15 protein-coding genes are annotated in these 23,723 nt (G+C 45.4%); 8 read left to right on the top strand and 7 right to left on the bottom strand.

Annotation, left to right across the window (positions count from 1 at the left end; genetic code table 11):
* Positions 1-3 precede the first annotated feature (3 nt).
* Positions 4-1,254: an efflux RND transporter periplasmic adaptor subunit gene (locus tag A3EU_RS0105590; protein ID WP_020535149.1), complete on the bottom strand. Its 1,251-nt coding sequence runs from the start codon at positions 1,252-1,254 to the stop codon at positions 4-6.
* A 331-nt stretch (positions 1,255-1,585) separates the two neighbouring features.
* Between A3EU_RS0105590 and A3EU_RS0105585 the strand changes: the two genes are divergently transcribed.
* The 4 genes from A3EU_RS0105585 to A3EU_RS0105570 all read left to right on the top strand — a co-directional run bounded on the left by A3EU_RS0105585 (position 1,586) and on the right by A3EU_RS0105570 (position 8,220).
* Positions 1,586-2,965 carry a sigma-54-dependent transcriptional regulator gene (locus A3EU_RS0105585; RefSeq protein ID WP_020535148.1) on the top strand — a complete coding sequence of 460 codons (1,380 nt, stop codon included), beginning with the start codon at positions 1,586-1,588 and terminating at the stop codon, positions 2,963-2,965.
* Between the two features lie 394 nt (positions 2,966-3,359).
* Positions 3,360-4,361, top strand: a complete 1,002-nt coding sequence (locus A3EU_RS0105580) for a glycosyltransferase family 9 protein (protein ID WP_026211241.1) — start codon at positions 3,360-3,362, stop codon at positions 4,359-4,361.
* A gap of 146 nt (positions 4,362-4,507) precedes the next feature.
* Complete coding sequence (locus A3EU_RS0105575; RefSeq protein WP_020535145.1) at positions 4,508-5,542, top strand: PorP/SprF family type IX secretion system membrane protein; 1,035 nt, start codon at positions 4,508-4,510, stop codon at positions 5,540-5,542.
* An 86-nt stretch (positions 5,543-5,628) separates the two neighbouring features.
* Positions 5,629-8,220, top strand: coding sequence for an OmpA family protein (locus A3EU_RS0105570; protein ID WP_020535144.1), 2,592 nt, complete (start codon positions 5,629-5,631; stop codon positions 8,218-8,220).
* A gap of 181 nt (positions 8,221-8,401) precedes the next feature.
* On the opposite strand, the gene A3EU_RS0105565 is transcribed toward A3EU_RS0105570, so the two are convergent.
* Both A3EU_RS0105565 and A3EU_RS29520 read right to left on the bottom strand, forming a co-directional pair.
* Positions 8,402-10,828, bottom strand: coding sequence for a penicillin acylase family protein (locus A3EU_RS0105565; RefSeq protein ID WP_020535143.1), 2,427 nt, complete (start codon positions 10,826-10,828; stop codon positions 8,402-8,404).
* A gap of 716 nt (positions 10,829-11,544) precedes the next feature.
* Positions 11,545-12,027 carry a DUF1573 domain-containing protein gene (locus tag A3EU_RS29520; protein WP_020535142.1) on the bottom strand — a complete coding sequence of 161 codons (483 nt, stop codon included), beginning with the start codon at positions 12,025-12,027 and terminating at the stop codon, positions 11,545-11,547.
* Positions 12,028-12,499: 472 nt separating this feature from the next.
* On the opposite strand from A3EU_RS29520, the gene A3EU_RS29515 reads away from it, so the two are divergent.
* Positions 12,500-14,899 carry an alpha-ketoacid dehydrogenase subunit alpha/beta gene (locus tag A3EU_RS29515; RefSeq protein ID WP_020535141.1) on the top strand — a complete coding sequence of 800 codons (2,400 nt, stop codon included), beginning with the start codon at positions 12,500-12,502 and terminating at the stop codon, positions 14,897-14,899.
* A gap of 59 nt (positions 14,900-14,958) precedes the next feature.
* Here A3EU_RS29515 and tesB read toward each other — a convergent pair whose 3' ends face one another.
* Positions 14,959-15,843 (bottom strand): acyl-CoA thioesterase II, encoded by an 885-nt coding sequence (gene tesB, locus A3EU_RS0105550; RefSeq protein ID WP_020535140.1) that lies wholly within the window; start codon positions 15,841-15,843, stop codon positions 14,959-14,961.
* A gap of 189 nt (positions 15,844-16,032) precedes the next feature.
* On the opposite strand from tesB, the gene A3EU_RS0105545 reads away from it, so the two are divergent.
* Positions 16,033-16,806 carry a DUF1566 domain-containing protein gene (locus tag A3EU_RS0105545; RefSeq protein ID WP_044085483.1) on the top strand — a complete coding sequence of 258 codons (774 nt, stop codon included), beginning with the start codon at positions 16,033-16,035 and terminating at the stop codon, positions 16,804-16,806.
* A 67-nt stretch (positions 16,807-16,873) separates the two neighbouring features.
* Here the strand turns inward: A3EU_RS0105545 and A3EU_RS0105540 are convergent, their stop codons facing one another.
* A complete protein-coding gene (locus A3EU_RS0105540) occupies positions 16,874-17,848 on the bottom strand; it encodes an ARPP-1 family domain-containing protein (RefSeq protein WP_020535138.1) in 975 nt (324 codons plus the stop codon).
* A 130-nt stretch (positions 17,849-17,978) separates the two neighbouring features.
* Between A3EU_RS0105540 and A3EU_RS0105535 the strand changes: the two genes are divergently transcribed.
* A complete protein-coding gene (locus tag A3EU_RS0105535; RefSeq protein WP_020535137.1) occupies positions 17,979-19,484 on the top strand; it encodes a hypothetical protein in 1,506 nt (501 codons plus the stop codon).
* Positions 19,485-19,612: 128 nt separating this feature from the next.
* Here A3EU_RS0105535 and A3EU_RS0105530 read toward each other — a convergent pair whose 3' ends face one another.
* A complete protein-coding gene (locus A3EU_RS0105530) occupies positions 19,613-21,331 on the bottom strand; it encodes a T9SS type B sorting domain-containing protein (RefSeq protein ID WP_020535136.1) in 1,719 nt (572 codons plus the stop codon).
* A 188-nt stretch (positions 21,332-21,519) separates the two neighbouring features.
* Positions 21,520-22,455, bottom strand: a complete 936-nt coding sequence (locus A3EU_RS32540; RefSeq protein WP_020535135.1) for a septal ring lytic transglycosylase RlpA family protein — start codon at positions 22,453-22,455, stop codon at positions 21,520-21,522.
* Positions 22,456-22,604: 149 nt separating this feature from the next.
* On the opposite strand from A3EU_RS32540, the gene mnmA reads away from it, so the two are divergent.
* Positions 22,605-23,714 (top strand): tRNA 2-thiouridine(34) synthase MnmA, encoded by a 1,110-nt coding sequence (mnmA, locus tag A3EU_RS0105520; RefSeq protein WP_020535134.1) that lies wholly within the window; start codon positions 22,605-22,607, stop codon positions 23,712-23,714.
* The last annotated feature ends 9 nt before the right edge of the window (positions 23,715-23,723 follow it).

Genomic DNA, 23,723 nt, shown 5'->3' with positions numbered 1-23,723 from the left:
TTATTATTTCAGTATCAATTCTTCCTTGTCTCCATAGTTTTCATAACTAGAGACAATGACGACTTCTCCGGGCTGCAAGCCCTCTATCAGTTCGTAATAATTAGGATTCTGGCGGCCTACGGTAATGTTGCGTTTACGGGCAACACCGGCTGCCGGGTCAAGTACGTACACCCAGTTTCCACCAGTACTTTGATAATAGCCTCCTTTGGCCAATAGCATCGCCTGGGTATCATCACTCAGCGATAGTTTTAGCGAAATGGTCTGTCCTCGTTTGATCCGTTCAGGGCGTTCGCCTACAAAAATCAGGTCAACTGCAAAAGAACCATTTGTAACCTCAGGGTATATTTTATTGATTCGCAAGGTGTAGGTTTGCCCTTCCATCAGGAAAGTACCTTCTTGCTGGGGGAAAATCCGGTTGATATAAAACTCGTCAATATTGGCCCGGATTTTAAACTGCTCCAACACATCAATCTGAGCAATCCGGTTTCCTCTGATAATCAGCTGACCTACTTCGGTATCAAGCGATGAAATCTGGCCATCGATCGGTGCTTTAATGATTAGGTTTTCCAGGCTATTTCGGGCAAAATTCAGGTTGCGTTGCATTAAATCCAGGGTAGAAGCCATCTGGTTCTCTTGCATCACCTGGAATAATGAATCCTTTTCAATCGTATTGGACAGCAACAACTGACGACGCTTGAGGTGCTCAAATTCATCACGCGTATCCTCAAACTCTACTTGAGAGATCACCTTGTCGGTATACAAATCTTGGTTACGACGGTTTCGTTTTTCGATAAGATCCATTCGAAACTGTACATCCAAAGCCTGGTCTTTTAAACTCAGGCTTTGCTGATCCATCAGAATACTCGTCTGCCGAATATCGTTGATTTGATTCACTATTTGAGCTTCCTGGTTCAGTACATTAAGCTGTAATTCGAGGTTGGACAAGCGCAAAATTTGCTGTCCTTTTTTCACCATCGAACCATTCTCTACAAACACTTCCTCTACCCGGCCACCTTCTATCGCGTCCAGGTAAACTGTCTTGATCGGTTCTACTACACCAAACAAGGTGATGTATTCCTTAAAAACACCACGCTGAACGGTGTCTAGCAACAAACGTTCCTTTTCGACATTGAGCCGGCTTGTACCAGCATCCTTATATATGGTAGCGATTAGTACCGATGCCAAGGCCAGTCCTGCACCTATTAAGGTAAGCCGTTGCCAAGTCCAGGTTTTCTTTTCTATTTTGCGATCCATCGTTCTTAGTTAAAATCGTGTCGGCCCGGTAGTAGGGTTTTAAGGGGTCTATGCGAGTGAAAAATGCTTTGGTCGGGTGACAATATTTCACTACCGGGCGACACGTCTATAGCAAACAGTATATTAAACTCTCTTTATTTAAGGCAAGGGCTGTGCCACAAAAAGTAAACACTGACAATCAAAGACTTACCTTTAACAAACTTTCCAAAAGGTGCAAATAATTGTGCAATACTGGACAACAAGTGTTCAAAAATGAACACTCTCTTGCAACTTTAAGCATTCGTCTTGTATCTTTAGAGCGCATTCTTTTCACCAAGGTCATTTTCACTTCATGAGTAAACAAGTTGCCCGTATTCTCATCATTGACGACGAGGAAGATATCCTTTTAAGCTTACGCCTATTACTGTCACGACATTTTAGCGAAGTCGTTACCGAAAGTAACCCTTACCAGTTGCCTCGCCTTTTACGAGGCAAGACCTTTGACCTCGTGATGTTGGACATGAATTTCCGTACAGGCGACACTTCCGGTAATGAAGGCATGCGTTGGCTGGAAAAGATCACAGAACTTTCGCCAGAAACCGGTGTGATCATGATGACAGCTTATGCTGACGTAAAAACGGCAGTTGAAGCAGTAAAGGTAGGCGCGATAGATTTCCTGGAAAAACCTTGGCGTAACGAACGCTTACTCACTACTATAAAAGCAGGACTAGAGCTAAGTCAATCTCGTAGAAAAGTTCAACAACTCACCGATCAGCAGCAGATGCTTGCCAATGATTTGGAACAACCCTTTAGTGAAATCATCGGTGAATCACCAGCTATGCAGCGCGTATTCACGCTGGTTGAAAAAGTAGCCAAAACTGATGCAAACGTCCTTATTTTAGGTGAAAACGGAACAGGTAAAGAAGTAATTGCCAGAGCAATTCACCGGCAATCCCTCCGAAAAGAGAAGGTCTTTATTACAGTAGACTTGGGCGCTATACCCGAAAGCTTATTCGAAAGTGAACTCTTTGGCCATAAAAAAGGCGCCTTTACCGATGCAAAAGCAGATCGAGCGGGTCGTTTTGAAGTAGCCTCCACCGGCACCCTCTTCCTAGATGAAATAGGCAACCTCTCTCAGCCGCTACAATCTAAATTATTGAGCGCGTTACAAACTCGGCAAGTAACACGAGTAGGCGCCAATGACCCAATAGATATAGATATTCGGTTGATCAGTGCCACCAATATGCCGCTATACGATATGATTAGCGAAGGCAGCTTTCGTCAAGATGTATTGTACCGTATCAATACCGTAGAAATTAAGCTGCCACCATTACGTGAGCGCCAGGAAGATATTCCTCTATTAGTAGAATATTTCCTCGCGGAGTACGCTCGTAAATACCAGAAAGAGAATTTGGAGATCGCTAAAGCAGCATACCCGCTTCTTCGCTCCTACGCCTGGCCAGGAAACATACGAGAGTTGCGCCATGCCGTAGAGCGAGCCGTCATTTTAGCGGATGGCAATCAACTTACTGCAAGTGATTTCATCCTCCAGTCTCCAAGCGCTAATAGCAAAAGTAAGGGAGAGCCTCACACCGTTAATCTGGAAGAATTAGAACGCTGGGCTGTACAAAAAGCGCTCACAAAAAATGCAGGCAACATCAGCAAGGCGGCGGAAGACTTAGGCCTTACGCGTGCTGCACTATATCGTCGCATGGCCAAATACGAATTATAACTATTTTGTTTTTTATTAAAAATAAATAAACAAAAATTACCTAATTCCATATAATCCCCCTATCTTCGCTTTCGAGTATTGATGACTATATACTCACTATCAGCGGTAATTAATCTTGCTTGGTCGGCAAGAAGTCTCATCGGTTTTTTTTACGCAATGTTGGCCTCTTTTGGTTCTACCAGGAGAGGGTGTGAAAGCGTGTCTCCAGTCTTCATTTCAGGCTGAAGATGTGTGGTGAACCGGACTAGAATTCTAATCTAGTTATTAAGGGTGGGCCCGCCGTGCGGACTATGGTTCACAATCACCTAAACATTACTGCCCCAGTACTATTTTAAGCCAATCTGAAGCCGCCACTTTCCATTTCTTCCACTATCTTCGTGCAAAAGAATACTGCTTGGCTACTTCCGTTCCAAAAATTCTCATTATCCGCTTCTCCTCTATTGGAGACATTGTACTCACAACACCCGTCATTCGTTGCTTGAGGCAACAACTTGGCGCAGAAGTCCATTTCCTTACCAAGACTTCCTTTGCCGGAGTACTTAAAGCCAATCCCTATCTCAGCAAAATCTGGACAATTGATAAAAAGGTAAGCGAAATACTTCCTGATCTCCGTGCAGAGCAATTTTCCTCCATTATAGACCTCCATAGCAATCTCCGCTCTCGCCGTCTTCGATTAGGGCTTTTAGGCATTCGTGCCTATACCTTTAATAAGCTCAATTGGCAAAAATGGCTACTTACCCGTTGGAAGGTCAACCGTATGCCGGACCTACATATTGTAGACCGATACTTAGCGGCAGCAGCGCCACTTGGTATTAAAAATGATAAAAAAGGGTTAGACCACTTTATTCCTGAAGAAGATAAGGTTACCCCTAATGTATATGGTATTACTACATCTTTTGTAGCACTAGTTATAGGAGCGGCACATGCGACTAAACGGCTCCCTATGGAAAAATTGAGGGAACTCTGCCAATCATTAAATATTCCAGTGGTTCTACTCGGTGGCCCTGGTGATAAGGAGACGGGCCTACAAATAGCAGACAAACTGGAGCACGTCTATAACTTATGCGGTGAGTTACGGCTGCACCAATCTGCTGACATGCTCCGACAAGCAGAAGTGGTTATATCCCATGATACCGGATTAATGCACATGGCGGCAGCCCTCCACAGACCAATTATCTCCATTTGGGGAAATACCGTCCCTGATTTTGGCATGTACCCCTACTTACCAGGCCAACCCACATTGAATATTTCTTTTGAAGTACCAGCACTTTCTTGTCGCCCATGTTCTAAAATCGGCTACAACAGTTGCCCTAAAGGACACTTTAAGTGTATGGAACTCCAGCAGATACAGGCTATTGCCCAACATGCCGTAGAAAAAATGACATCCTTAAGATGACTAATTATATGTCATCTACCCGCATTATTTCAATAAGATTGTTGGTCATCAAAGGTATTTGCACTATTGTTGTCTTTGCTTTAGCTAAAAAGATTTATCTTTCGGCTTAGAGCAAATAAATTACGCTAATCTTGAAAAATCCTTCTATGAAGCTCAGCAGACTTTTACCCATTTTAGTACTGCTCTTTTGCTGGCAAGGCCTCTCTGCCCAAGATGTACACTACACATTATTCGACTATTCCCCTTTACGCAGCAACCCTGCATTAACAGGAGCCTTTGAAGGTTCTGTGCGTATTGGCGGCATTTACCGTAGCCAATGGTTTACAGTAGGTGATGCTACGGAATTCGGAACCCCTTCCTTTTATGCTGATGCACCGATTATTCGTGGCTTCAGAGAACAAGACTGGATCGGGGTAGGATTATTTGTAATGAGTGACAAATACGGCAGAAATGACCTTCAGACCTCTGGCGGTCAACTCTCAGCAAGCTACCACCTGGCAAATAAAAAAAGAACCAGTATTCTGACTTTAGGTGCACAATATGGTCGGATGCAGCGCAGTATCAACTACAACAGTCCTATCTACGAGCAAATCATTGCTGCCAATTCAGGTGGTCTTGGTTTACCTCCTGCCGATGGCGAATTTGGCCAGACCCAGGAAGAAATGACGGACTTTACCGACATTAACGTTGGCCTTCTTTACCGTGCCAAGATCGACAAAATCTCTAGCATAGAGATTGGTTTGGCGGGTCTTCACCTCAATACGGATGACAATGCCTTATTGACCGCAGGCGGCTTACCTAGTAAGCGGGAGATAACCGCTATTGGACATGCCATCTACGAAAGAGAGCTTGATAACGATTGGAGTATCAACCCCAAGTTATTTTGGCAAACCACAGAAGCTGGCGGTAATGAAATCCAAGTTCAAGCTTGGGCCGGTAAACAAATGAATGCTGATTTTAAAATCAACTTCGGCCTTGGTTACCGTGCTGGTGATGCTGCCAATATTCTTTTTGGTATCGACTACAAAGACTTGCGTGCAGCGCTTGCTTATGACTTGACAGTAAGCAGTGCCAATTCTATCACCAACTACCAAGGTGGCTTTGAATTAGGTGCTTATTACATCATCAAGATTTACAAGCAACCCGAGTTGCCACCGACCATTTTGTGTCCTCGCTTCTAATTGCGAGTCTTAAAGTGGAGCAGCTGCACCCTAAACAAGCTGCAAAAACGTTTTACTACTATTACAAAAAGTCAAGCTTTCGAGCTATGAAGAATATTTTTAGCCTGATTTGTTGTCTTGTGCTGAGTACTGCTTTTCTCTCCGCACAACCTATTGGAACCTCTTCCTACGAAACCATGCTGGAACTCGGGGAAACGGCAATGGCCAGTAATGATTATTACCGTGCCTTGGAACAGTATGAACTGGCCTATGAAGAGCGCGAGGATGAAGAACTCATCCCTATTCTTGCTGAACTTAACTACCAATTGCGGGATTATCGCCAGGCAGAACGCTGGTACAAGCGCTTATTGCGCCGCGATACCGAAAATGAGTTCATCGAGCAACGCTACAAGTATGGTCGTACTCTCAAAATGCAAGGCAAGTACGATGAAGCCATGCAGGAATTCCAACAGTATCTGGACGCCGGCTCTGATGCCGATAAAAAGCGTTTAGCACAAATGGAACTAGCAGGTGCAGAACTAGGCATGTCTCTACCAGGGAATGCCCAAGGAGTAGCTGTGGAAGCACTGGATCGTAAAAAAATCAATACTCCCGTGTCTCAGTACACACCTGCACTTAGCCCTTCTGGCCGTACCCTTTACTACGCCTCTTGGGTAGGTAAAAGCGTAGGAAAAGAAATAATTGAAGCAGATGATCAGGATGATCCCGAAAAATTCGCGCGTATCTTCCAATCGCAGATTACTGTAGAAAAAAACCGTGAAGGTGAAGAGGTAGTAGAATATGGAGATCCTGAACCACTGGGTGTCGAGATCAACCGTCCTGGCTATCACAGCGCCAACGTATCGCTGTCTCCTGATGGCCGCCGGATGTTTTTCAACCGGATTCTATTGACAGGTAATGTACCTTCAGAATCAAAAATCTACCTCAGTGAGGGCGGTGACGGCGCTTGGAAAAGTGCAAACGAAGTAGTAGGTGTCAATGGTGAATACCTGGCCTTACAACCTTCTGTTGGTGAACTCTACGGCAAAGAAGTACTCTTCTTTGTAAGTAATATGGATGGTGGCGAAGGCGGCATGGATATCTACTACGCTACTCATCAAGGAGAAGGTGTATATGGTGATCCTGTAAATCTTGGCCCAGGTATTAATACCCCTGCTGATGAGATGACGCCATACTGGTTTGATGGTACCCTTTACTTCAGTTCTGATGGCTACCCATCTTTGGGTGGTTTAGACATCTTCTATGCTGTTTGGAACGGCACCGAATGGTCGGAGCCCAACAACATGGGCAAAGCCTATAATACGGAAGCAGACGAAATGTCTTTCCGTCTTTATGACGAAGGATACAAAGGCTTCTTTACTTCTAATCGCCCGGAAGGACGTTCTGTACGAGGTAAAACTTGTTGTGATGACATTTACGGGTTTGCTATCGCTCGCCAATTCGTTGACTTGGTAGTAGGCGTATTCAATGAAATTGACGAAGCACAGAAAATGCCTAAACGCGAGCCCCTCAAAGGAGCAACCGTTCAGTTGATCGACAATGGGCTTGCTGCAGGAGCAGAAGGAACACAGTCGCTTACCATGAACAGTGGTAATCGCTTTGATTATGGCCTCAATTTCGAGCGTTCTTATACCGTGATTGCCAGCCACCCTGACTTTTTCCCAGATACGACGACCTTCACCACAATGGGTGTTGTGGATAGTAAAACCTTCGAAGAGCGCTTCTTCCTCAAGCCTCGTGAACCAGAACCTATATTCGATACGCTTGTAAATAATATTCCAATCGTAATGGAGAACATCCTTTACGATTTTGATGATGACCGTATTACGACCTCCGCAGAAATTGATCTTACCTTGATCTACGAGATCATGACGCAGTACCCTGACATGAAAGTAGAGTTGGGATCGCACACGGACTCTCGTGGGGAAGACAATTACAACAAAGACCTCAGTCAGCGCCGGGCAGATTCTGCGCGCCGTTGGTTGATGCGTAAAGGTATTGATCGTACGCGCATTGTTCCTCAGGGTTACGGAGAAACCGTACCACAAACGGTATCGGCAAAGGTAGCGAAACAGTTTCCCTTCCTGAAAGAAGGAGATATTCTCACCGAGGCATTTATTCTTACATTACCTGATGAAGAGCAACAAGAAGCTGCTTTCCAACTAAATCGTCGTACCGAATTCAAAATCCTGGAAGGACCAACCTTTATCCAAGTCAAATCTACTCGACTCAGAAAGCAAGACGAGAATGATCGCGGCAACAACATAGGTGCTCAGGTAGAACAAAATGACCCAATAAAAATTTCTCAGATGTCTACCCTTTATGGGCAAACCAACCTGAAGAATGTACCGATAATGCAGTTCACAGAGCGCACCAAAAAAATTGGCGTTGTAAAGAAAGGCGAGAAGCGTACCTTCAGCTACACCTTCACCAACCGTGGAGATGCAGATTTGATCATCGATCTTATTTCTGCCTGTGATTGTACAGCTACCAATCAGGACGATCTGGTAGGTAAGCGTTTCAAGCCAGGTATGTCTGGAACAATCGAAGTTGTTTTTGACAGCGCTGATAAAGACGAAGACGAAACCATTGATATCGACATCTACCTTCGTAATAACGATAATCAAGGTAATCCTATCGTGGAAATGTTGAACTACAGCTTTGGCCTGAAGCTCTAAATCCCTTCGGGTTTATTACTACAACGACAAAAGCCTTTTCCTTAACGGGAAAAGGCTTTTGTCGTTTAGCACAGAATGAAAAATTCAGCTTCAGCATAAAAAAACATAAAGACCAGTTAACCAATTAATTGGTTTTTATGTTCCTCAACCTCCCTAAATAAACTTCATCTTTCCAAGCCAATCATCGCTCAAACACCAATCGCTCGCGGGCTGGCACTTCCTCGGCTTTACGATACAACGATAATTCAAAATATTCGCCCTTACTCCATTCTTCTATGCCTTCCGTATAAAACGGGCTACCTACATTACCAGAAGAACCTCCTGGCAATACTCCCCAGGCTCGCAAAGGCTTTTCTAAAGAAACCACCATACGCCAAGAAGGTCCAAAGTTACTAGATAGTGCATTTGGCGTTTCTCTTGCGCCGTCTGAATGAATTAGACCAGAGTCAAAGCCAGGAATACGCGCTAGGTGCCGAATACGTGTACCTCTATGCTCACTCCAGGTTGTACCTGCATCAATGATGGGCAAAACAGCAGCCATAGCTTGTTGGTAAGCTTGTAGAATAAGGTCTTGCGCTGTTTCTTGCACTTCACTAGCTTGATGATCGAAAATTAAGTCTTCAGGCTTGTCCCGCAGCAATTCTAAAAAGCGCCATGTTTCCGGAAATAATACCGGGCGCTCTTCTGAATTAAGGGCATACACCTCATCAAAAGTCAGTTTATACAAACTATCAATCCAGCTGTCAAATACAATAGGGGCTTGGGCTTCAGCCCTGTAGACAAAATCCCACTCTTTCAACAAGTCAATCCCTCTTTCGGAAAATTTCTCTCTTTGGGGACTAACAGCGAGTGCCGCTAATAAGATGGGTACTGCCTCTTCTGCCCGCAAAGAATGAGCATCGTACTGCAGTGCCATCATGTCCTTCGGACGGGCGTCTTGAACACCTTGCAAATGACGATTGATATAACGCCCTCGATAATCATCGAAACTTCCCAAGTAGTAATAAGGATAACTCAAATCAGCAGACCGCTGATTTGCCGAAGCTACAAATTGCCGTTCGGGGTTGACATCCCGGGGAATCTCACTATAGGGAATAAATCCTGGCCAGGCATTTTCAGAACGACTACCATCCTGTACAAAACGGCCTTGCTCCGGTCGGCGGGCGGGAAAATGCCCCGTAACCGTTAGTGCAATATCATTATTCTGGTTGGCATAAACCACATTTGAACCTGGATTATCAAAAGCTCGCAACGCAGAAATGTAACCATCCAGATCTGCAGCATCAGCCAAATTAAGGAACACTTCTACATTATCAGAATTTTCGTCAAAGGGAGCATCATGCGCTGCCCAACGCAGCGCCAGATTGTAATACTCATCCTCTGGTTGATCATAGACCACTGGCCCGAAAATAGTCCAAGGAGTTTCAATAATCGTTAGCTGATCCATTCCACGTACTTTGATCGTATCCTTAACCAAATCAACAGCAGTCGCCTCATCATCCAACCAATAATGAGTACGGGTAGAGTCCGTCCAATTGATTTTATACCAATCAGCAACATCTTGGCCTACATTGGTTATTCCCCAGGCAGTCGCCTCATTAAAACCAATAAGAATACTCGGTAACGACGGCAAAGAAACACCATAAATATTGTGCTCCCCATATACCAGGTGAATCTCGTACCAGATAGAAGGAAGCGTAAGGCTTAAATGAGGGTCATTACTCAAAAGCGGCAACCCACTGGCTGTTTTACTACCAGATAAAGCCCAATTGTTACTACCAATTCCTTCTGGTGATTGAGGTAACTCAGGGAAAGAAAGCGCCCCTATTTTTTCTCCAACTAAATCTTTGGGGGTATTCTTTACCTGATTTAACCAAGGGGTTGTTGCTATAACCGGTGACTGTGCTGGATTGTGTGCTGGATATAAATGCTGAAAAAGACTATCCCCCAACAAGGCCCGCGCATTCGTTGTGGCAAGGTCCCTGTTACGAAAACAAAGTGTCTCTGCCATACTTTTGGAAAACAGCGCACTTTTTAGAGGTGTCCATAATTCGGGAGCAAAACCAAGTAGTTTAAACTCAACGGGGTAATCCTTGGGTGTCAGTTGAGCTATATAAGCATTGGCCCCATCACAATAAGCAGCGATAGCTGCTGATGTCTCCGGATTTTGCTGCCAAGCCTCGACCGTCCGTTGGGCGGCCACCAGCATTCCTTTTCTTCGCTGGACACGATCACGTTCCAATAAGTCAGCACCTAAAACCTCTGCCAATCTTCCGCTAGCTGAACGGGTCGAAACTTCCATTTGAAACAGGCGATCCCGCGCGTGGAGATACCCCTGTAAATAAAGCGCCGACGCTTGGTCGGCTGCAAAAATATGGGGAATACCCCGCTCATCAATAACAACTTCTCCATCTACACCAGCTGGAACAATTAAGGTAGAGGGATCAGATACTTCCGAAGCATCTGCCTGCTGCCATACACCTGTGAAAGGGTTAAAAAAAGCAGCCAAGCCTGGAAGGCGAGGGCTTATAGTACCGTGTGTATTACCTATATAGATCAGCGATAACAATACCAAGACTCCTATTCCAAACTTTATTAAGCTTTTCATTCCGTTTATTATTTCTATTGTAACCCCTTCCTGTAGCAACCAAGTTCAAACTTATGAAATTTTCATCAATACTGTTCCAACTCAAGTAGATAGCGCTTGGCAAAAAACAAGGTTCCTTTTTCCTGACCAAATCCAAACAACGAAACAACACTTCTCTTTCGGCGACTTAGCCTAAAGCGAACAGCATTGTTCCTTCTCTTTCTAGCTGACAAAGTGAGAAGCTCGTCCCTAACAACTCCACATGATTACAAAAGCAGAAGAAAAAAAATCACAAACAACTATTAATCAACAACTTAAAACAAAATAAAAATTCAACCATGTCACATTTTTCGTTTTTTTACAAAAAAATATAAAATGTCACTTTGTAAAAAATAGCAACAGTAATAAATTCCATGTCATTACATTATAAAAAACAATAATTTATCATAAAAAACTGATTACAAGCAACTTAACTACAGATAGCCAAAAACTTCCATGTATAAAGTAATGTAAATTGTTGCATGGTTAAAAAAAAGGCTTTATTATTGTGTCATCAAAAAGTAGTTTTTGTGTTTATTTGTTTGGGTTAGAGGCCCTTGCTTCCCTTGAAGCAAGGGTTTTTCTTTTTCTAAAACCTACCTGTTTGCAAAAAAAAATCCCGGATACAACCACTTTCATGGCCCTATCCGGGAAATTATCTGCCCCAGCACTAGCTAGGTAGACCCAACAACAGTAGCTTACTTGCCACCACTGTTAAACATACCACCTTCATTGGTAGGTACACCAGCTGGTTCTTCTGGCTTCTTTTCTACTTTCCCCTTGATGGTTAGAACGATTGGCTCTTCACCTACATTGGTCGTAAGCGTTACACGCTTAGTAAAAGGACCAACACGGTTAGTATCGTAACGAACCTTGATTTCAGCAGAGTTACCTGGCAAAATAGGCTCTTTTGGGTAAGTAGGAACAGTACAACCACAGCTACCTTTAGCATTGGTGATTACCAATGGTGCAGTACCAGGGTTGGTGAACTCGAAGAAACGGTAAGGATCTGAACCTTGTTCGATCGTTCCGTAATCAACAGTAGTTTCTGTAAATTCCATTTGAGGACCGTCGGTAGAAGGAGTTTCAACTGATTCTTCTACTGGTGCTTCAATCACCTGAGCAGTCAGGGAAATGCTCAAACCTAGAGCCAAAAATAAGAAAAGGGATATACGCTTCATGAGCTAAATTTTATTGATTGGTTTCAATTTGTAATTTGATCTCCACAAAAATAGGTGATTTAAACCCATTTTAAAAGCCGAAAGACCAGATAGTGGGGTTAATGATTAGTTAATAAGCTATTTGCAATTCTGACGATAACATTACTAACGAGTCACTATTCTTCAAATGCCGATCTGAAAACGAAAGAAAGATATATTAACAGCTCATACAGTAGCATTTTAACAGAATTTTAATTATTTTTGAAGCTAGAAAAAACACTCATTCGGAATTTAATTTCGATACACTGCAGTTTTTCCGTTAAAAAATTGCATTATTTTCATTTTACTTACTTAGTATCGATATTCTTAATTTGGACTAACCACCCATCCTACCTGAATGACAAGTATATCGCTACCAGATTTTTCTAATAGCCTATTTAAACCACAGCTAGCCCTTGTTGTTTATTCCTAGCCGACCAAATACGATAAAACCATGTTTAAGCCCGATCTTGCTGCCCTGGCAGAAAACAAGCTACGACTCACTGCTGACCTAAGTAAGGAAGAGATTCTAAATGATTTTAGTATTTGTTGTATTAGCCGAGAAGTAAGCTTGCTAGCCCGCCGCGAAGTACTCACAGGTAAAGCTAAATTTGGTATCAGTGGGGATGGAAAAGAAGTTCCCCAGGTAGCCATGGCACGCGCTTTTCGCAAAGGTGATTTCAGATCTGGATATTACCGCGATCAAACCTTTATGTTTGCCATGGGCTTGTTGGATATCGAAGCTTTTTTTTCCCAACTATACGCTGACACAGACAACGACCCTTTCTCTGGAGGCCGCCAAATGAATGCCCACTTCGCTACGCCAACCATTGACAAAGAAGGAAATTGGTATGATACGACCACATTGTACAATGTAAGTGCAGATATCGCACCTACAGCAGGTCAAATGGCTCGTGCACTTGGCTTGGCTTTAGCCAGCAAGAAATACCGCAGTAACGAAGCACTACAAGAAAATAAATTCTCAAAAACAGGCCAAGAGGTTAGCTTTTGCACAATTGGCGATGCCAGTACCTCGGAAGGCGTCTTTTGGGAAACGCTTAATGCTGCGGCCGTACAACAAGTGCCTTTAGCTGTTTTTGTTTGGGATGACGGCTACGGTATCAGTGTTCCCAAAGAACTACAAACTGCCAAAGGCAGTATTTCGACAGCCGTGAGCGGTCTAGCCACAGAACAGGATAAAACAGGGTTTGCAATTCACAACCTCCAAGGTTGGAATTACGCGCACCTCGTTGATCAAATCCAACTGGGCATCGAACAAGTAAGAGAACGCCACGAACCAGCTCTTTTCCATATAGAAGAATTAACCCAACCCCAAGGGCACTCCACCTCCGGGTCACATGAACGCTACAAAACCAAAGAACGCCTTTCGTGGGAAAAAGAATACGATTGTATCCTGCAAATGGAAAAATGGATCACCGCAGAAGGTATCGCCGAAAAGGAAGAGATCAGTGACATTCGCAAGCAAGCTAAAAAAATAGCCAAGGCTGGTCGAGATGCCGCTTGGAAAGCGTTTAATATACCTGCTCGAAATTACACCAATCAGTTACAAAACTGGTACCAACAGCTACCCGCAGACGATACTACGATTCAAGCTCTCCTGCAAGGTTTACAACTCCATACACATCCCCAGGTACATGAAGTATGCAGTAACGCAAGGCGCTTGACATTTCACCTCCGCAGAACGAACCACCCGCTATATACTGAAATAAAGGCTTGGCTTGACCCTATTGAAAAAAAATATCATCACAAGTACAGCCAACATTTGCACAGTGAGGGCAATGATTCGGCACTCCGAGTGCCAGCTATTAGCCCCCGATTCTCTCCCGACAGCCCTTCGCGCAACGGTTATCAAATTCTGAATGCTTTTTTTGATTACGCATTGGAAAAGTACCCTGAGCTATACGCTTTCGGGGAAGATGTAGGTCAGATTGGTGGTGTTAACCAAAGCTTCTCAAAACTACAGGAAAAATATGGCCAGGAACGTGTCTTCGATACCGGCATCCGAGAGTGGACAATTATGGGCCAAGCCATCGGAATGGCCATGAGGGGTTTGCGGCCAATTGCCGAAATACAGTACCTCGACTACCTCCTCTATGGCCTTGAGCCTTTGTCTGACGACCTCGCTACCCTAAGGTGGCGTAGCAACGGAATACAAAAAGCCCCCGCCATCATTCGTACGCGAGGGCATCGCCTTGAAGGGATATGGCACTCTGGCTCACCAATGGGTATGATCATCAATGCATTGCGTGGTATTTATGTATGTACCCCACGTAACATGGTTCAGGCAGCAGGCATGTACAACACCTTATTACAGAGTGGCGAACCCGGCCTCGTTATCGAGTGCCTAAATGGATACCGCCGCAAAGAACGTATGCCTGAAAACATAGGAGAATACACCGTCCCCTTAGGTGTACCGGAAACACTGCTGGAAGGCGACGACCTTACGCTACTTACCTACGGTAGCTGTGTCCGTCTGGCAATAGAAGCTTGTGAACTATTGGCAAAAGATGGGATTCGCGCTGAACTGGTAGACATCCAAACATTACTGCCTTTTGACCTGGAACACCGCATTATTGCCAGCTTAAAGAAAACCAATCGCCTCCTTATTGTAGATGAAGATGTCCCTGGTGGTGCTTCCGCCTACATCCTACAGAAAATTGTAGAAGAGCAAAATGGTTACTGCTATTTGGATGCCGCTCCGCAAACACTTTCTGCTAAAGCTCATCGCCCTGCCTACGGCTCCGACGGCGACTACTTCAGCAAGCCTGGTGTAGAAGACATCTACGAGGCAGCATTCGCAATAGTGGAAGAAGCTGAGCCGGGTAGATTTTAGCCAGAGTAAAATATCAATAAATGATAATAATCAGCCACTAACAAGGTTAAACCTACACACTACCTCCTCGGCCTCATCAAGCCTTCTTGGGCCACACTAGCTACCAGCTCCCCCGACTGGGAGAAAACCTGGCCGCGAGTAAAACCACGCGCGCCTGAAGCCGATGGGCTATCCAGTGCATAAAGCAACCATTCATCCATCCTAAACGGGCGGTGAAACCACATCGAATGATCGAGGCTAGCCAGCGTCAAGCTGCGAAAATCGGCAGCAAAGCCGTGAGGTAACAAAGCCGTCGTCAACAAATTATAATCGGTCGCATAAGCCAATACTAAATCATGTAAACGGCGATCTTCCGGCATCTCCCCCTTGGCCTTCATCCAGACGTGGCGAACAGGGTCGTACTTTTCCTGTACCATCGGATTAATGAACTCCACCTGGCGAAAATCCAGCGGGCGCTCAATATCCAACATCTTTTTCAGATTAGGCGGAATCATATCACCAAACTGCTTGGCGAGGCCTTCCCAACTGGGCAAGTCTTCCGGAGCAGATACTCTCGGCTTCTCCATCTGGTGCTCATAGCCTTCCTGGGCAAGTTGAAAAGAGGCAGAAAGATGAAAAATGGCGGCACCGTGCTGTATCGCTTTCACCCTGCGGGTAGTAAAGCTCCCCCCATCGCGAATGCGTTCTACCTCAAACACAATAGGTACTTCGAGATCTCCAGGAAGCAAAAAATAACTGTGCAGGGAATGTACAAACCGGTCGTCAGGTACCGTTTGCATCGCAGCGCTAAGCGCTTGGGCCATCACCTGGCCACCAAAAACCCGCTCACTGCCTACGCTTTTGCTTTGTCCGCGGAAAAGATTGACTTCCAGTTGCTCCATCCGGAGCAGTTCGATCAGTTGACTTACCTCTTTCATAGCGCGAAGATAAAAGCAAAATTGCATTATCGAAGTTTTTCGACAATACGGTTTTCATTCCGTCTTCGTTCAGCCTTGATTGNACCTATGCCTCATTTTCACTCCTGATTTAGCGTATCCCTCCATAAAAGATAATAAGAGCTAGTATATTGTGACTGTAAGTCAATGCAAAACTATAAAAGCTCTCTAAACCTTAGCCTTAATTATAATCCAAACATGAAATCAATCAAGCTGCTAATAATATTACTCATTACGTTGGCACTAAACGTATCCTGTAAAAAAGATGATGATATAGTAGTCATAGAAATGGACCTTTGCGAAAATGTTACTTGCTTCAATGGAGGCAATTGTGTGACAGGAACCTGTGAATGCCCATCTGGCTATTCAGGAGAGCAATGCGAACTGTATACGCCAGTCGTTGTACGCTTGCTAAATGAAACACCTTTGGAATTGGTCGAAAGTGGAATATCTATTGATAGTTTACACGGTAAATTGTATGCTGGTGGGTATATCTTCTACATTGACACCGAAGATATTATTGAAGGCAAAGAAGGTTTAGTCTGCGCACTAACTAATCTCGACCAAAGGTACAAATGGGGCTGTGACGAAGAAGACATTGACCTTTTCAACCTTACTTCAGACCCTATTTATCCAGAAGAAACAGCACAAGGTGCCAGGCCGGGAGATGGCATAATGAATACCCTCCAAATTTTAAATTCACCTTGCGCCAGTGGGCATGCTGCCGATGCCTGCGCCAACTATTCTGATGGCGTTTATGATGATTGGTTCCTGCCATCAAGAGGAGGAATGTTTCTCATTTACTACAACCTTGAAGCAAGAGGGCATGTCGACAATTTTGGCAACGATTCTTACTGGACTTCAAATGAACAAAGAGACATAGGAGCCTGGGCAGTATCATTTGCCGGCGGGACTCCCACAGCGTATTTGAAAGCAAGTTCTCTCAAAGTTCGCCCCGTCAGGGCCTTTTGATTAAGAAGAAACAGCATATAGTCCTCCAGGTCAGAATTCACAAATCCTGCCTTGGAGGACTATACATCTACCGCAACTTAGCATAATGCACCAACTTCCCATCCTGGCGAAAACCTTTTTCGTCCGCCAAGTCAGCCTGTAAGCCATCAACGAAAGCCGCTAAATTAGCAGACTTTAGCTCCTTGTCGTTGCCCAGGGTAAGTGCATCCGTAGCGTAGCTACTCAATACAGCTGCAAATTGACGGTTTAGTAATGTGGGGTGACCGAAGACATCTGCACCCAAAATCTGATTACCACTCACCGCTACAAAGCCTACAATGGTTTCGTTCTCTGCCAACTTATCGCCAAAGAAACGTTCGTAGCTGGTACGGTCATTCACAAATTCTTCGTTACTCTCCAAATCGGCATAAGCCTGTGTGCCCGCATCAAGGCTGTAGCGAGTACGAATATCCGCAACCTGGTCCCATACAGCTTGCTGGTTGCCCGTAGCTACCGAACGGCGTACTTCGCTAGATGCTACATTATAATAACCACGGAAGGCAAAAATCTTCTTATCCCCTTCATTCAGCGCCTTGTCGCCTTCATAGGTCCAGCGACCGTGTTCAACACAAAAAACGGGCATATCCTGAATGCTACGGGCAGCAATAACAGCATCTTCGGCGATCACGCGATCCTGATTACCACCTTGCACTACTTCGCCAGCCATCAAGAAAATAGGGTCTTCGGTTTTGTTTTGCACCGTTAGCGTATTCACGGCACCGGCATCTGTAAAGCGACCGTAAGGCTTTTTTTCAGAAACCCGGAAACGCTCATTTTCCAGAGCTTCGCTTAAAACCTTATATTGCGCCACCGATTGTTGTTCATCCAGATAAGCCTCACTGGCGACAATGGGCAAAAGGCGTAAATTGTCTTTTTCCCACTGTGGATTATCCGACAACTGAACCTCCATCGGGGAATCGTTCGTCAACTCCTCTTGCGAAACAGTATTGTTATCACAAGCGGCGAAAAAGAATAGTAAAGAAAAGAGTGTTAAGAAGCGCATAAGCTGTTTATTTTGAAATACTAACGTTCGATTAAGCTTTTTCGTTTCGGCCCGCTGGCTTTTTTTTGCCCTAGGGAAAACACGAAATGATCCCCACAGAACAGGTCTAATATACAAGATACATAAAAGCATGCGTAAAGGCAAGACTGTTACTCCCCCACTTCCGCCCCCCCCTTCTTCTCGTTATCGCTTCTTTTGCTGGGCGGTCGCATTTTTGGCGGTAGCCCAACTACTGGTGGGCTTAGACTATATCAATATTTGGCCATCTGCCGAAGCAGAGCTTATCTGGTCGGGGGTACAAACCTCCCCTGCTACTACCTGGGTAAGTGCTTTTATGGGCACCATCCCTGCTGAGTCGCCCTACTGGCTGCTGGCTTACAGAGTACCCGGCTTAATATTTTACCTTCTCGGCATTACACTATTTTTCCAATGGGGCAAAGCCCTGTTTGGTAATCGCTCCGTAGAACTTACCTTACTTGTAGGGGCGGCCTCCCTACTACTACCAGTATTGGCCAAAACGGCCAGCCTCGACATCTGGCGCTTTGGCCTGGAGCTGGGCTTTTGGCTATCGTTACTGCATTTCACAAAGACACCTACCCGCAAGTGGTTGGTACGCAGTAGCATACTCGGAGCATTGGCTATCCTGGTGGGCAGTTGGGCCAGTCTCGTCTTGTTTGTCATCTGGCAGGTCGCTTATTTTCGTATCCTAGTGGCCGAAAATGAGGACCTTAAAAAACAGATAGGCAAGCCTTTTGTCATCATCTACCTTGTTTTTGGTTTATCGCTCCTCTTGAATTGGGCACTGGGTTATCATGGCTCTTTAGGAAATTATTTCTACTTCAACTTTCTAAACCTGGGCCACCTCAAATTCTTCTTCTACGCCTTACTCGGTATCGCTCCATTCATTGGCTTCACGCTGGCCGCACTCCGCGACCTTTTCTACAAAGTAAAAAGAGGGGAAGAACTCTCTCAGTTACTGCTCATTGGTCTGCTGGGTAGCTTTCTTACGCTTTCGCTCGTATTTCCTTTTTTACTAATTTTTCTCACAGCCAAGCAACTCGAAAACTACTTCAAAGCACCCAACTATCCCTGGCAAGACTGGGTAAAAACGGGGCAGGTACTACATATTATTCTCGTCTTTTTCCTCGTAGCACTTACCCTACTTGGTGGCTTCATCCAGTTCCAAAACGATGGCTTCCGGGCCGTCCTGGGTTGCTCTGCCGCCTATTGGATGTTTAGCTTCGTGGGCGTCATTGGGCTCTATGGCAACCGCCGCGACTATGTCCTGGGTGGTATGACACTCGCAGGCCTGATAGCCCTACTCTTTTTCTGGATACAGGTCTACCCCTTCATCCACCTACAACGCAACTGGCCACAACGACTACAAACCCAAATCGAAAAAACACTTCCCAACACCAAAGAAATCGGCCTCAACGAGAGTGATCCGCTCACCTTACCTATAGCACCATACCTCCAACGCGCCGGATTCCAACTGCGCAACACAACCGAGATTGCTCCCAACAGCGAATCATTGACCATTCGTAGACTAGCGCCCAACGACAGTATCAGTGAACCAAGGATAGAAATCAGTGGTTGGCCCTGGCTATGGAGCGAAGAACACTGGGGTGGATTTTAAATGTTTATTGGGCCCTGCCTCCTTCCCTAGCGGTCATTGGCACCGGGCTGTTTGTCCCTGCGGTCCGTCCATCCCTGGTCCTCCTCGTCTCTGCGGCGAGCTTCGGGCTAACGCCCTACGCGATAATATCACTCCCCTCCCAGCAAAAGCACATCTCCTTGCAGCGCAACTTGTTCCCCATTGACCAGCTCTACCACTGCTGACCAAACATAGATGCCCGCCGTGGCTAGCTTGCCGCTCCGGGTGCCATCCCAGCCTTCTTTGGCAATATCCGGCGCAAAGTTGGCATTCGAGAACACCAGCCCACCCCATCGATCAAAGACCTGAAGTTGTACGATCTGTTCTATACTACGGCGATCACTGAAGAAATAAAAATGATCATTGACTCCATCCAGATTGGGGCTGAAAGCATTGGGTGTAAATAGTTTATACCCCGTTTCCTCCGCTATCGTCCAGGACGCAATACCTGGGCAGCCATTTTCGTCTGTGATTGTAACTTGGTAAACCGTGGGGCTATCTACCGTAATCAGCTGTGTCGTTCCTCCAGTAGACCACTGGTATTCAGCATAAGTTTCCAGAACGCGCAAATTCACTTCCTCACCAACATAAATTGATGTTGGCCCCTGGATGCGTGGCAGTGGTAGTGGGTACTCTTGCACCGTTAACTCATCAGCAAAACTGCAACCCGTTGCATCTGTCAATGTGAGACCAAAAGTCCCCGAGGTCCTCACCTGCAACAAGGGGACCGTATCTCCCGTCGACCACAGGTAATTATCGGCCATTCGGTCGGGTTGCAAATCCAGGCTATCTCCAGCACAAAGGTTTTCCGAACCAAGGATACTAAAAACAGGCAATGGGTTAACGACCACCTCTGCCGTAGCAAACTCAACGCAACCCTCCACATCCGTAATCGTTGCGGTATACTGAATTATCCCACTAAACGAAGCTGGAATAGTCGCCTGGGTGGTGCTGGCTCCTGGGTTTGACAAAAAGGCTGTTCCCCCATTAGTCCCCGTCCACTGGTAAACGGGGCCGTTGGCCGTAGGAGTAGCTACCGACAGCGTGAGTACTCGCTCTTCTCCATTACAAAACTCATAATTTGTTTCGTTAATGGTCGTACCAAAACTAGGGCACAAATAGGTACAGCTACCATCATCTACACTGGCTACCGGGTCATAATTATCGGCAATGGGGTCCGTACAGCCACAAATCACTGGGTTTGGGAAGAGAAAAGTAATATTGGAAGCCTCCCCAAAATCAGAACCTGCATGATCTGAAATACATAGTACTGCCGATATTTCCTCGCCAGGGTCAAAGGTATCCCACAAGTCCATAAAAGAATTTATCCCCGGAGTTCCCAGGCCACAGCCATCATCTGCTGTGATCCCGTAGCTTCCTCCATTAGGGCTCATACCCAACTCGGGATCGTTCCCTCCTGCATCAGAAAAAGTGTAGGTTGCAGGGTTAGCCTGCGTCCCTAAATCGCCACTGTCGCCACAGGGGCAGCCACCATCACAACTTTCCAATACGCCAGGACGCTGTACGATATTGAGGTAATTACCATTGGCCAAAATCCAAATACCTAAATCTCCTTGCCAGGTATGCCAAATATCCATCGAAATGCCCGCAGGCAGACCTGTCTCCATCGGGTCAAAAGTAAGTGTGACACAATAGGCATTAGCCACATCACCATCCACAGGAATACTTACATCCGGTAAGGAGATAGTAGGATTTGTACATTGCCCCCAAAGGGAGGAAGGGAAAAAGAAAAGAAATAGCAAAAAAACAAAAAGAGCAGGTACTAAAGATGTCAAGCCCATCTGGGCAGAAGGTTTTACATTAGGCATAGGGTAGAGATTTTGCGCGAAAGTATTCCTAAAATAAGCCTATTTCACGACAAAATCAAGGTGGATCAAAAAACGTTTTTTAAACCACCAAAGGCACCTAAGTATTTTTTCTTAAGTGCCTTTGGTGGTTGAAATTGAAACAGAAAGCGCGTAAGCCTTTAGGCCGGAGCATGGTACCAGGATGGCACTTAATACTTCAATCCTGCTAAATCAATGACAAAACCTCTAATTTTGTAACGACTAGCCAAGCTCGCCTGATAATGTTGTGCCGTTTTTTGATCATCAAAGGGCCCGAGAATAACCTTGTAGCTACTCTTACCTCCTTCTCCTGGTTCAATACTAATCAGGATATTATCAAACCACTGAGCTTGTAGATCGGCTACGCGCTGCATGACATTTTCGTAACTGGTAAAAGAGGCCACTTGCACGCCAAAACCCGTTTGAGCATCCGGCTTCTCCAAGACGATACGGTAAAGACCATAAGGATTATAATCTTTTCCTACCGGTGAAAATCGATCTTTAGAGGCATTCACCGTTGGGGTCGTTGTTGTGGGCTTAGCTGCCACAGGGTCTGCTTGTTTAGCAGTGGTCTCTACCGGGCGTTCTGCTACTTTTTCTGGTGTAGGTGCGGGGGTGGTAGCGACAGGCTTGGGTTCCGCAGCTGGTGTAGTTGCAATTCTTTCAGGAGTCGGTTCGTCATAGGAACGAGGCGTCTCTACGGGTGTCGACCTTACCTGGGTTTCTTCCTCAGCAGGGCTACTATTGCCGCTGCCAACTTTCTCGACTTTTACCTCTACTGATCCCATTCCTACAATGCCCAGCACTTCGGCAGCACGACGAGAAAGGTCTACAACGCGGCCTTTGATAAACGGCCCTTTGTCGATAACTTTTACCCGTACGGATTTTTTGTTGTCGAGGCGGGTGACTTTTAGAATCGTACCATAAGGAAAGCGCTTATGCGCACAGGTCAATTCATCTTTGTTGTAAGTGTCTCCGTAAGCAGTAGAACGCCCTTCGAAATCATCAGAATAGTAAGACGCCAGGCCGTACTCTTCCTCTTGAGCAAAGGTCATGCTACTCAGTAGTGTTAGGCAAATAAAAAGGCTAAAGGATAGGTATTTCATATTGATGTGGAATTTTGATTTCGCCAATATCGGTCATTTTTTAATCATTTACAGGTGAAAGGTGTTCGTTATTGAGCTAACGTGTTCTTACAGAGAACTATTTCGAGGGTTAATTTGTATTTTTGCAGCACAACGTCTAAACATAACGAATGAGTAAGCACGGAAAAGTACTGGTAGCGATGAGTGGAGGCATTGACTCTACAGTTACTGCTATGTTACTCCACGAGGAAGGCTATGAAGTGGTGGGGATTACGATGAAAACCTGGGACTACGCCAATAGTGGTGGGTCAAAGAAAGAAACAGGCTGCTGTAGCCTGGACAGCATCAATGATGCACGCGAAGTAGCCGTAATGATGGGCTTTCACCATTTTATCGTTGATATCCGAGAAGAATTCGGCGATTATGTGATCGATAACTTTGTGGACGAATACCTGGCTGGGCGTACTCCCAACCCCTGTGTTCTCTGCAATACCCATATCAAATGGAACTCGCTACTGAAGCGGGCTGATGCACTGGACTGTGAGTTTATAGCTACGGGGCATTATGCCAAAATCAAACATGAGAACGAACGCTACTTTGTTCAAAAAAGTGCCGATCTAAATAAAGACCAATCTTATGTCCTTTGGGGTTTGAGCCAAGAATGTATGGCTCGAAGCCGCTTCCCCCTGGGAGGAATGACCAAACCGGAAGTCCGTCAATTGGCCGCAGATCTTGGTTATGAGGAATTGAGCAAGAAAGCGGAAAGCTTCGAGATTTGCTTTGTCCCCGACAATGACTATCGGGGGTTCCTGAAGCGCAGGGTTCCTGAGTTGGAAGGACAAGTAGCCGGTGGCAACTTCGTTTCAACCAGTGGTGAAGTCATAGGTAAGCACCAAGGCTACCCTTTTTATACGATTGGGCAACGTAAAGGACTGGGCATGGCTTTTGGTCAACCTATGTTTGTGACAGAAATCAAGCCAGACACCAATACCGTTGTGCTGGGCACCTCTGACGAACTCATCCGTAATGGTATGAATGTTGGACAAGTGAATAACCACAAATATGCGACCATCCCCAGTGACTTGGAGTTGGTGACAAAAATCCGCTACAAAGATCCTGGAGCACTCAGCACCATGGTACAAACAGGTGATCATGTTGCCGTGAACTTTATGGCCAACGTTAAAGGTGTTGCGCCTGGACAATCAGCTGTTTTCTACGAAGGCGATGATGTTGTGGGTGGAGGTATCATTTATGGTGGGCATAAATTTGGAGAAAACTAATTCCACCTA

This window comes from Lewinella cohaerens DSM 23179 (assembly GCF_000379805.1).
In the GTDB taxonomy this organism is placed as follows: domain Bacteria; phylum Bacteroidota; class Bacteroidia; order Chitinophagales; family Saprospiraceae; genus Lewinella; species Lewinella cohaerens.
The sequence above is the reverse complement of the archived record's forward strand: the minus strand, read 5'-3'. Positions and strand labels throughout refer to the sequence as shown.

What these genes read in the sequence shown, in the direction of transcription:
- A3EU_RS0105575 (WP_020535145.1), top strand. Translation starts at nt 4,508, where the DNA reads ATGAAGCTCAGCAGACTTTTACCCATTTTAGTACTGCTCTTTTGCTGG.
- tesB (WP_020535140.1), bottom strand. Translation starts at nt 15,843, where the DNA reads ATGCAATTTTGCTTTTATCTTCGCGCTATGAAAGAGGTAAGTCAACTG.
- A3EU_RS0105565 (WP_020535143.1), bottom strand. Translation starts at nt 10,828, where the DNA reads ATGAAAAGCTTAATAAAGTTTGGAATAGGAGTCTTGGTATTGTTATCG.
- A3EU_RS0105540 (WP_020535138.1), bottom strand. Translation starts at nt 17,848, where the DNA reads ATGCGCTTCTTAACACTCTTTTCTTTACTATTCTTTTTCGCCGCTTGT.
- A3EU_RS0105545 (WP_044085483.1), top strand. Translation starts at nt 16,033, where the DNA reads ATGAAATCAATCAAGCTGCTAATAATATTACTCATTACGTTGGCACTA.
- A3EU_RS0105585 (WP_020535148.1), top strand. Translation starts at nt 1,586, where the DNA reads ATGAGTAAACAAGTTGCCCGTATTCTCATCATTGACGACGAGGAAGAT.
- A3EU_RS32540 (WP_020535135.1), bottom strand. Translation starts at nt 22,455, where the DNA reads ATGAAATACCTATCCTTTAGCCTTTTTATTTGCCTAACACTACTGAGT.
- A3EU_RS29515 (WP_020535141.1), top strand. Translation starts at nt 12,500, where the DNA reads ATGTTTAAGCCCGATCTTGCTGCCCTGGCAGAAAACAAGCTACGACTC.
- A3EU_RS0105535 (WP_020535137.1), top strand. Translation starts at nt 17,979, where the DNA reads ATGCGTAAAGGCAAGACTGTTACTCCCCCACTTCCGCCCCCCCCTTCT.
- mnmA (WP_020535134.1), top strand. Translation starts at nt 22,605, where the DNA reads ATGAGTAAGCACGGAAAAGTACTGGTAGCGATGAGTGGAGGCATTGAC.
- A3EU_RS0105590 (WP_020535149.1), bottom strand. Translation starts at nt 1,254, where the DNA reads ATGGATCGCAAAATAGAAAAGAAAACCTGGACTTGGCAACGGCTTACC.
- A3EU_RS29520 (WP_020535142.1), bottom strand. Translation starts at nt 12,027, where the DNA reads ATGAAGCGTATATCCCTTTTCTTATTTTTGGCTCTAGGTTTGAGCATT.
- A3EU_RS0105570 (WP_020535144.1), top strand. Translation starts at nt 5,629, where the DNA reads ATGAAGAATATTTTTAGCCTGATTTGTTGTCTTGTGCTGAGTACTGCT.
- A3EU_RS0105530 (WP_020535136.1), bottom strand. Translation starts at nt 21,331, where the DNA reads ATGCCTAATGTAAAACCTTCTGCCCAGATGGGCTTGACATCTTTAGTA.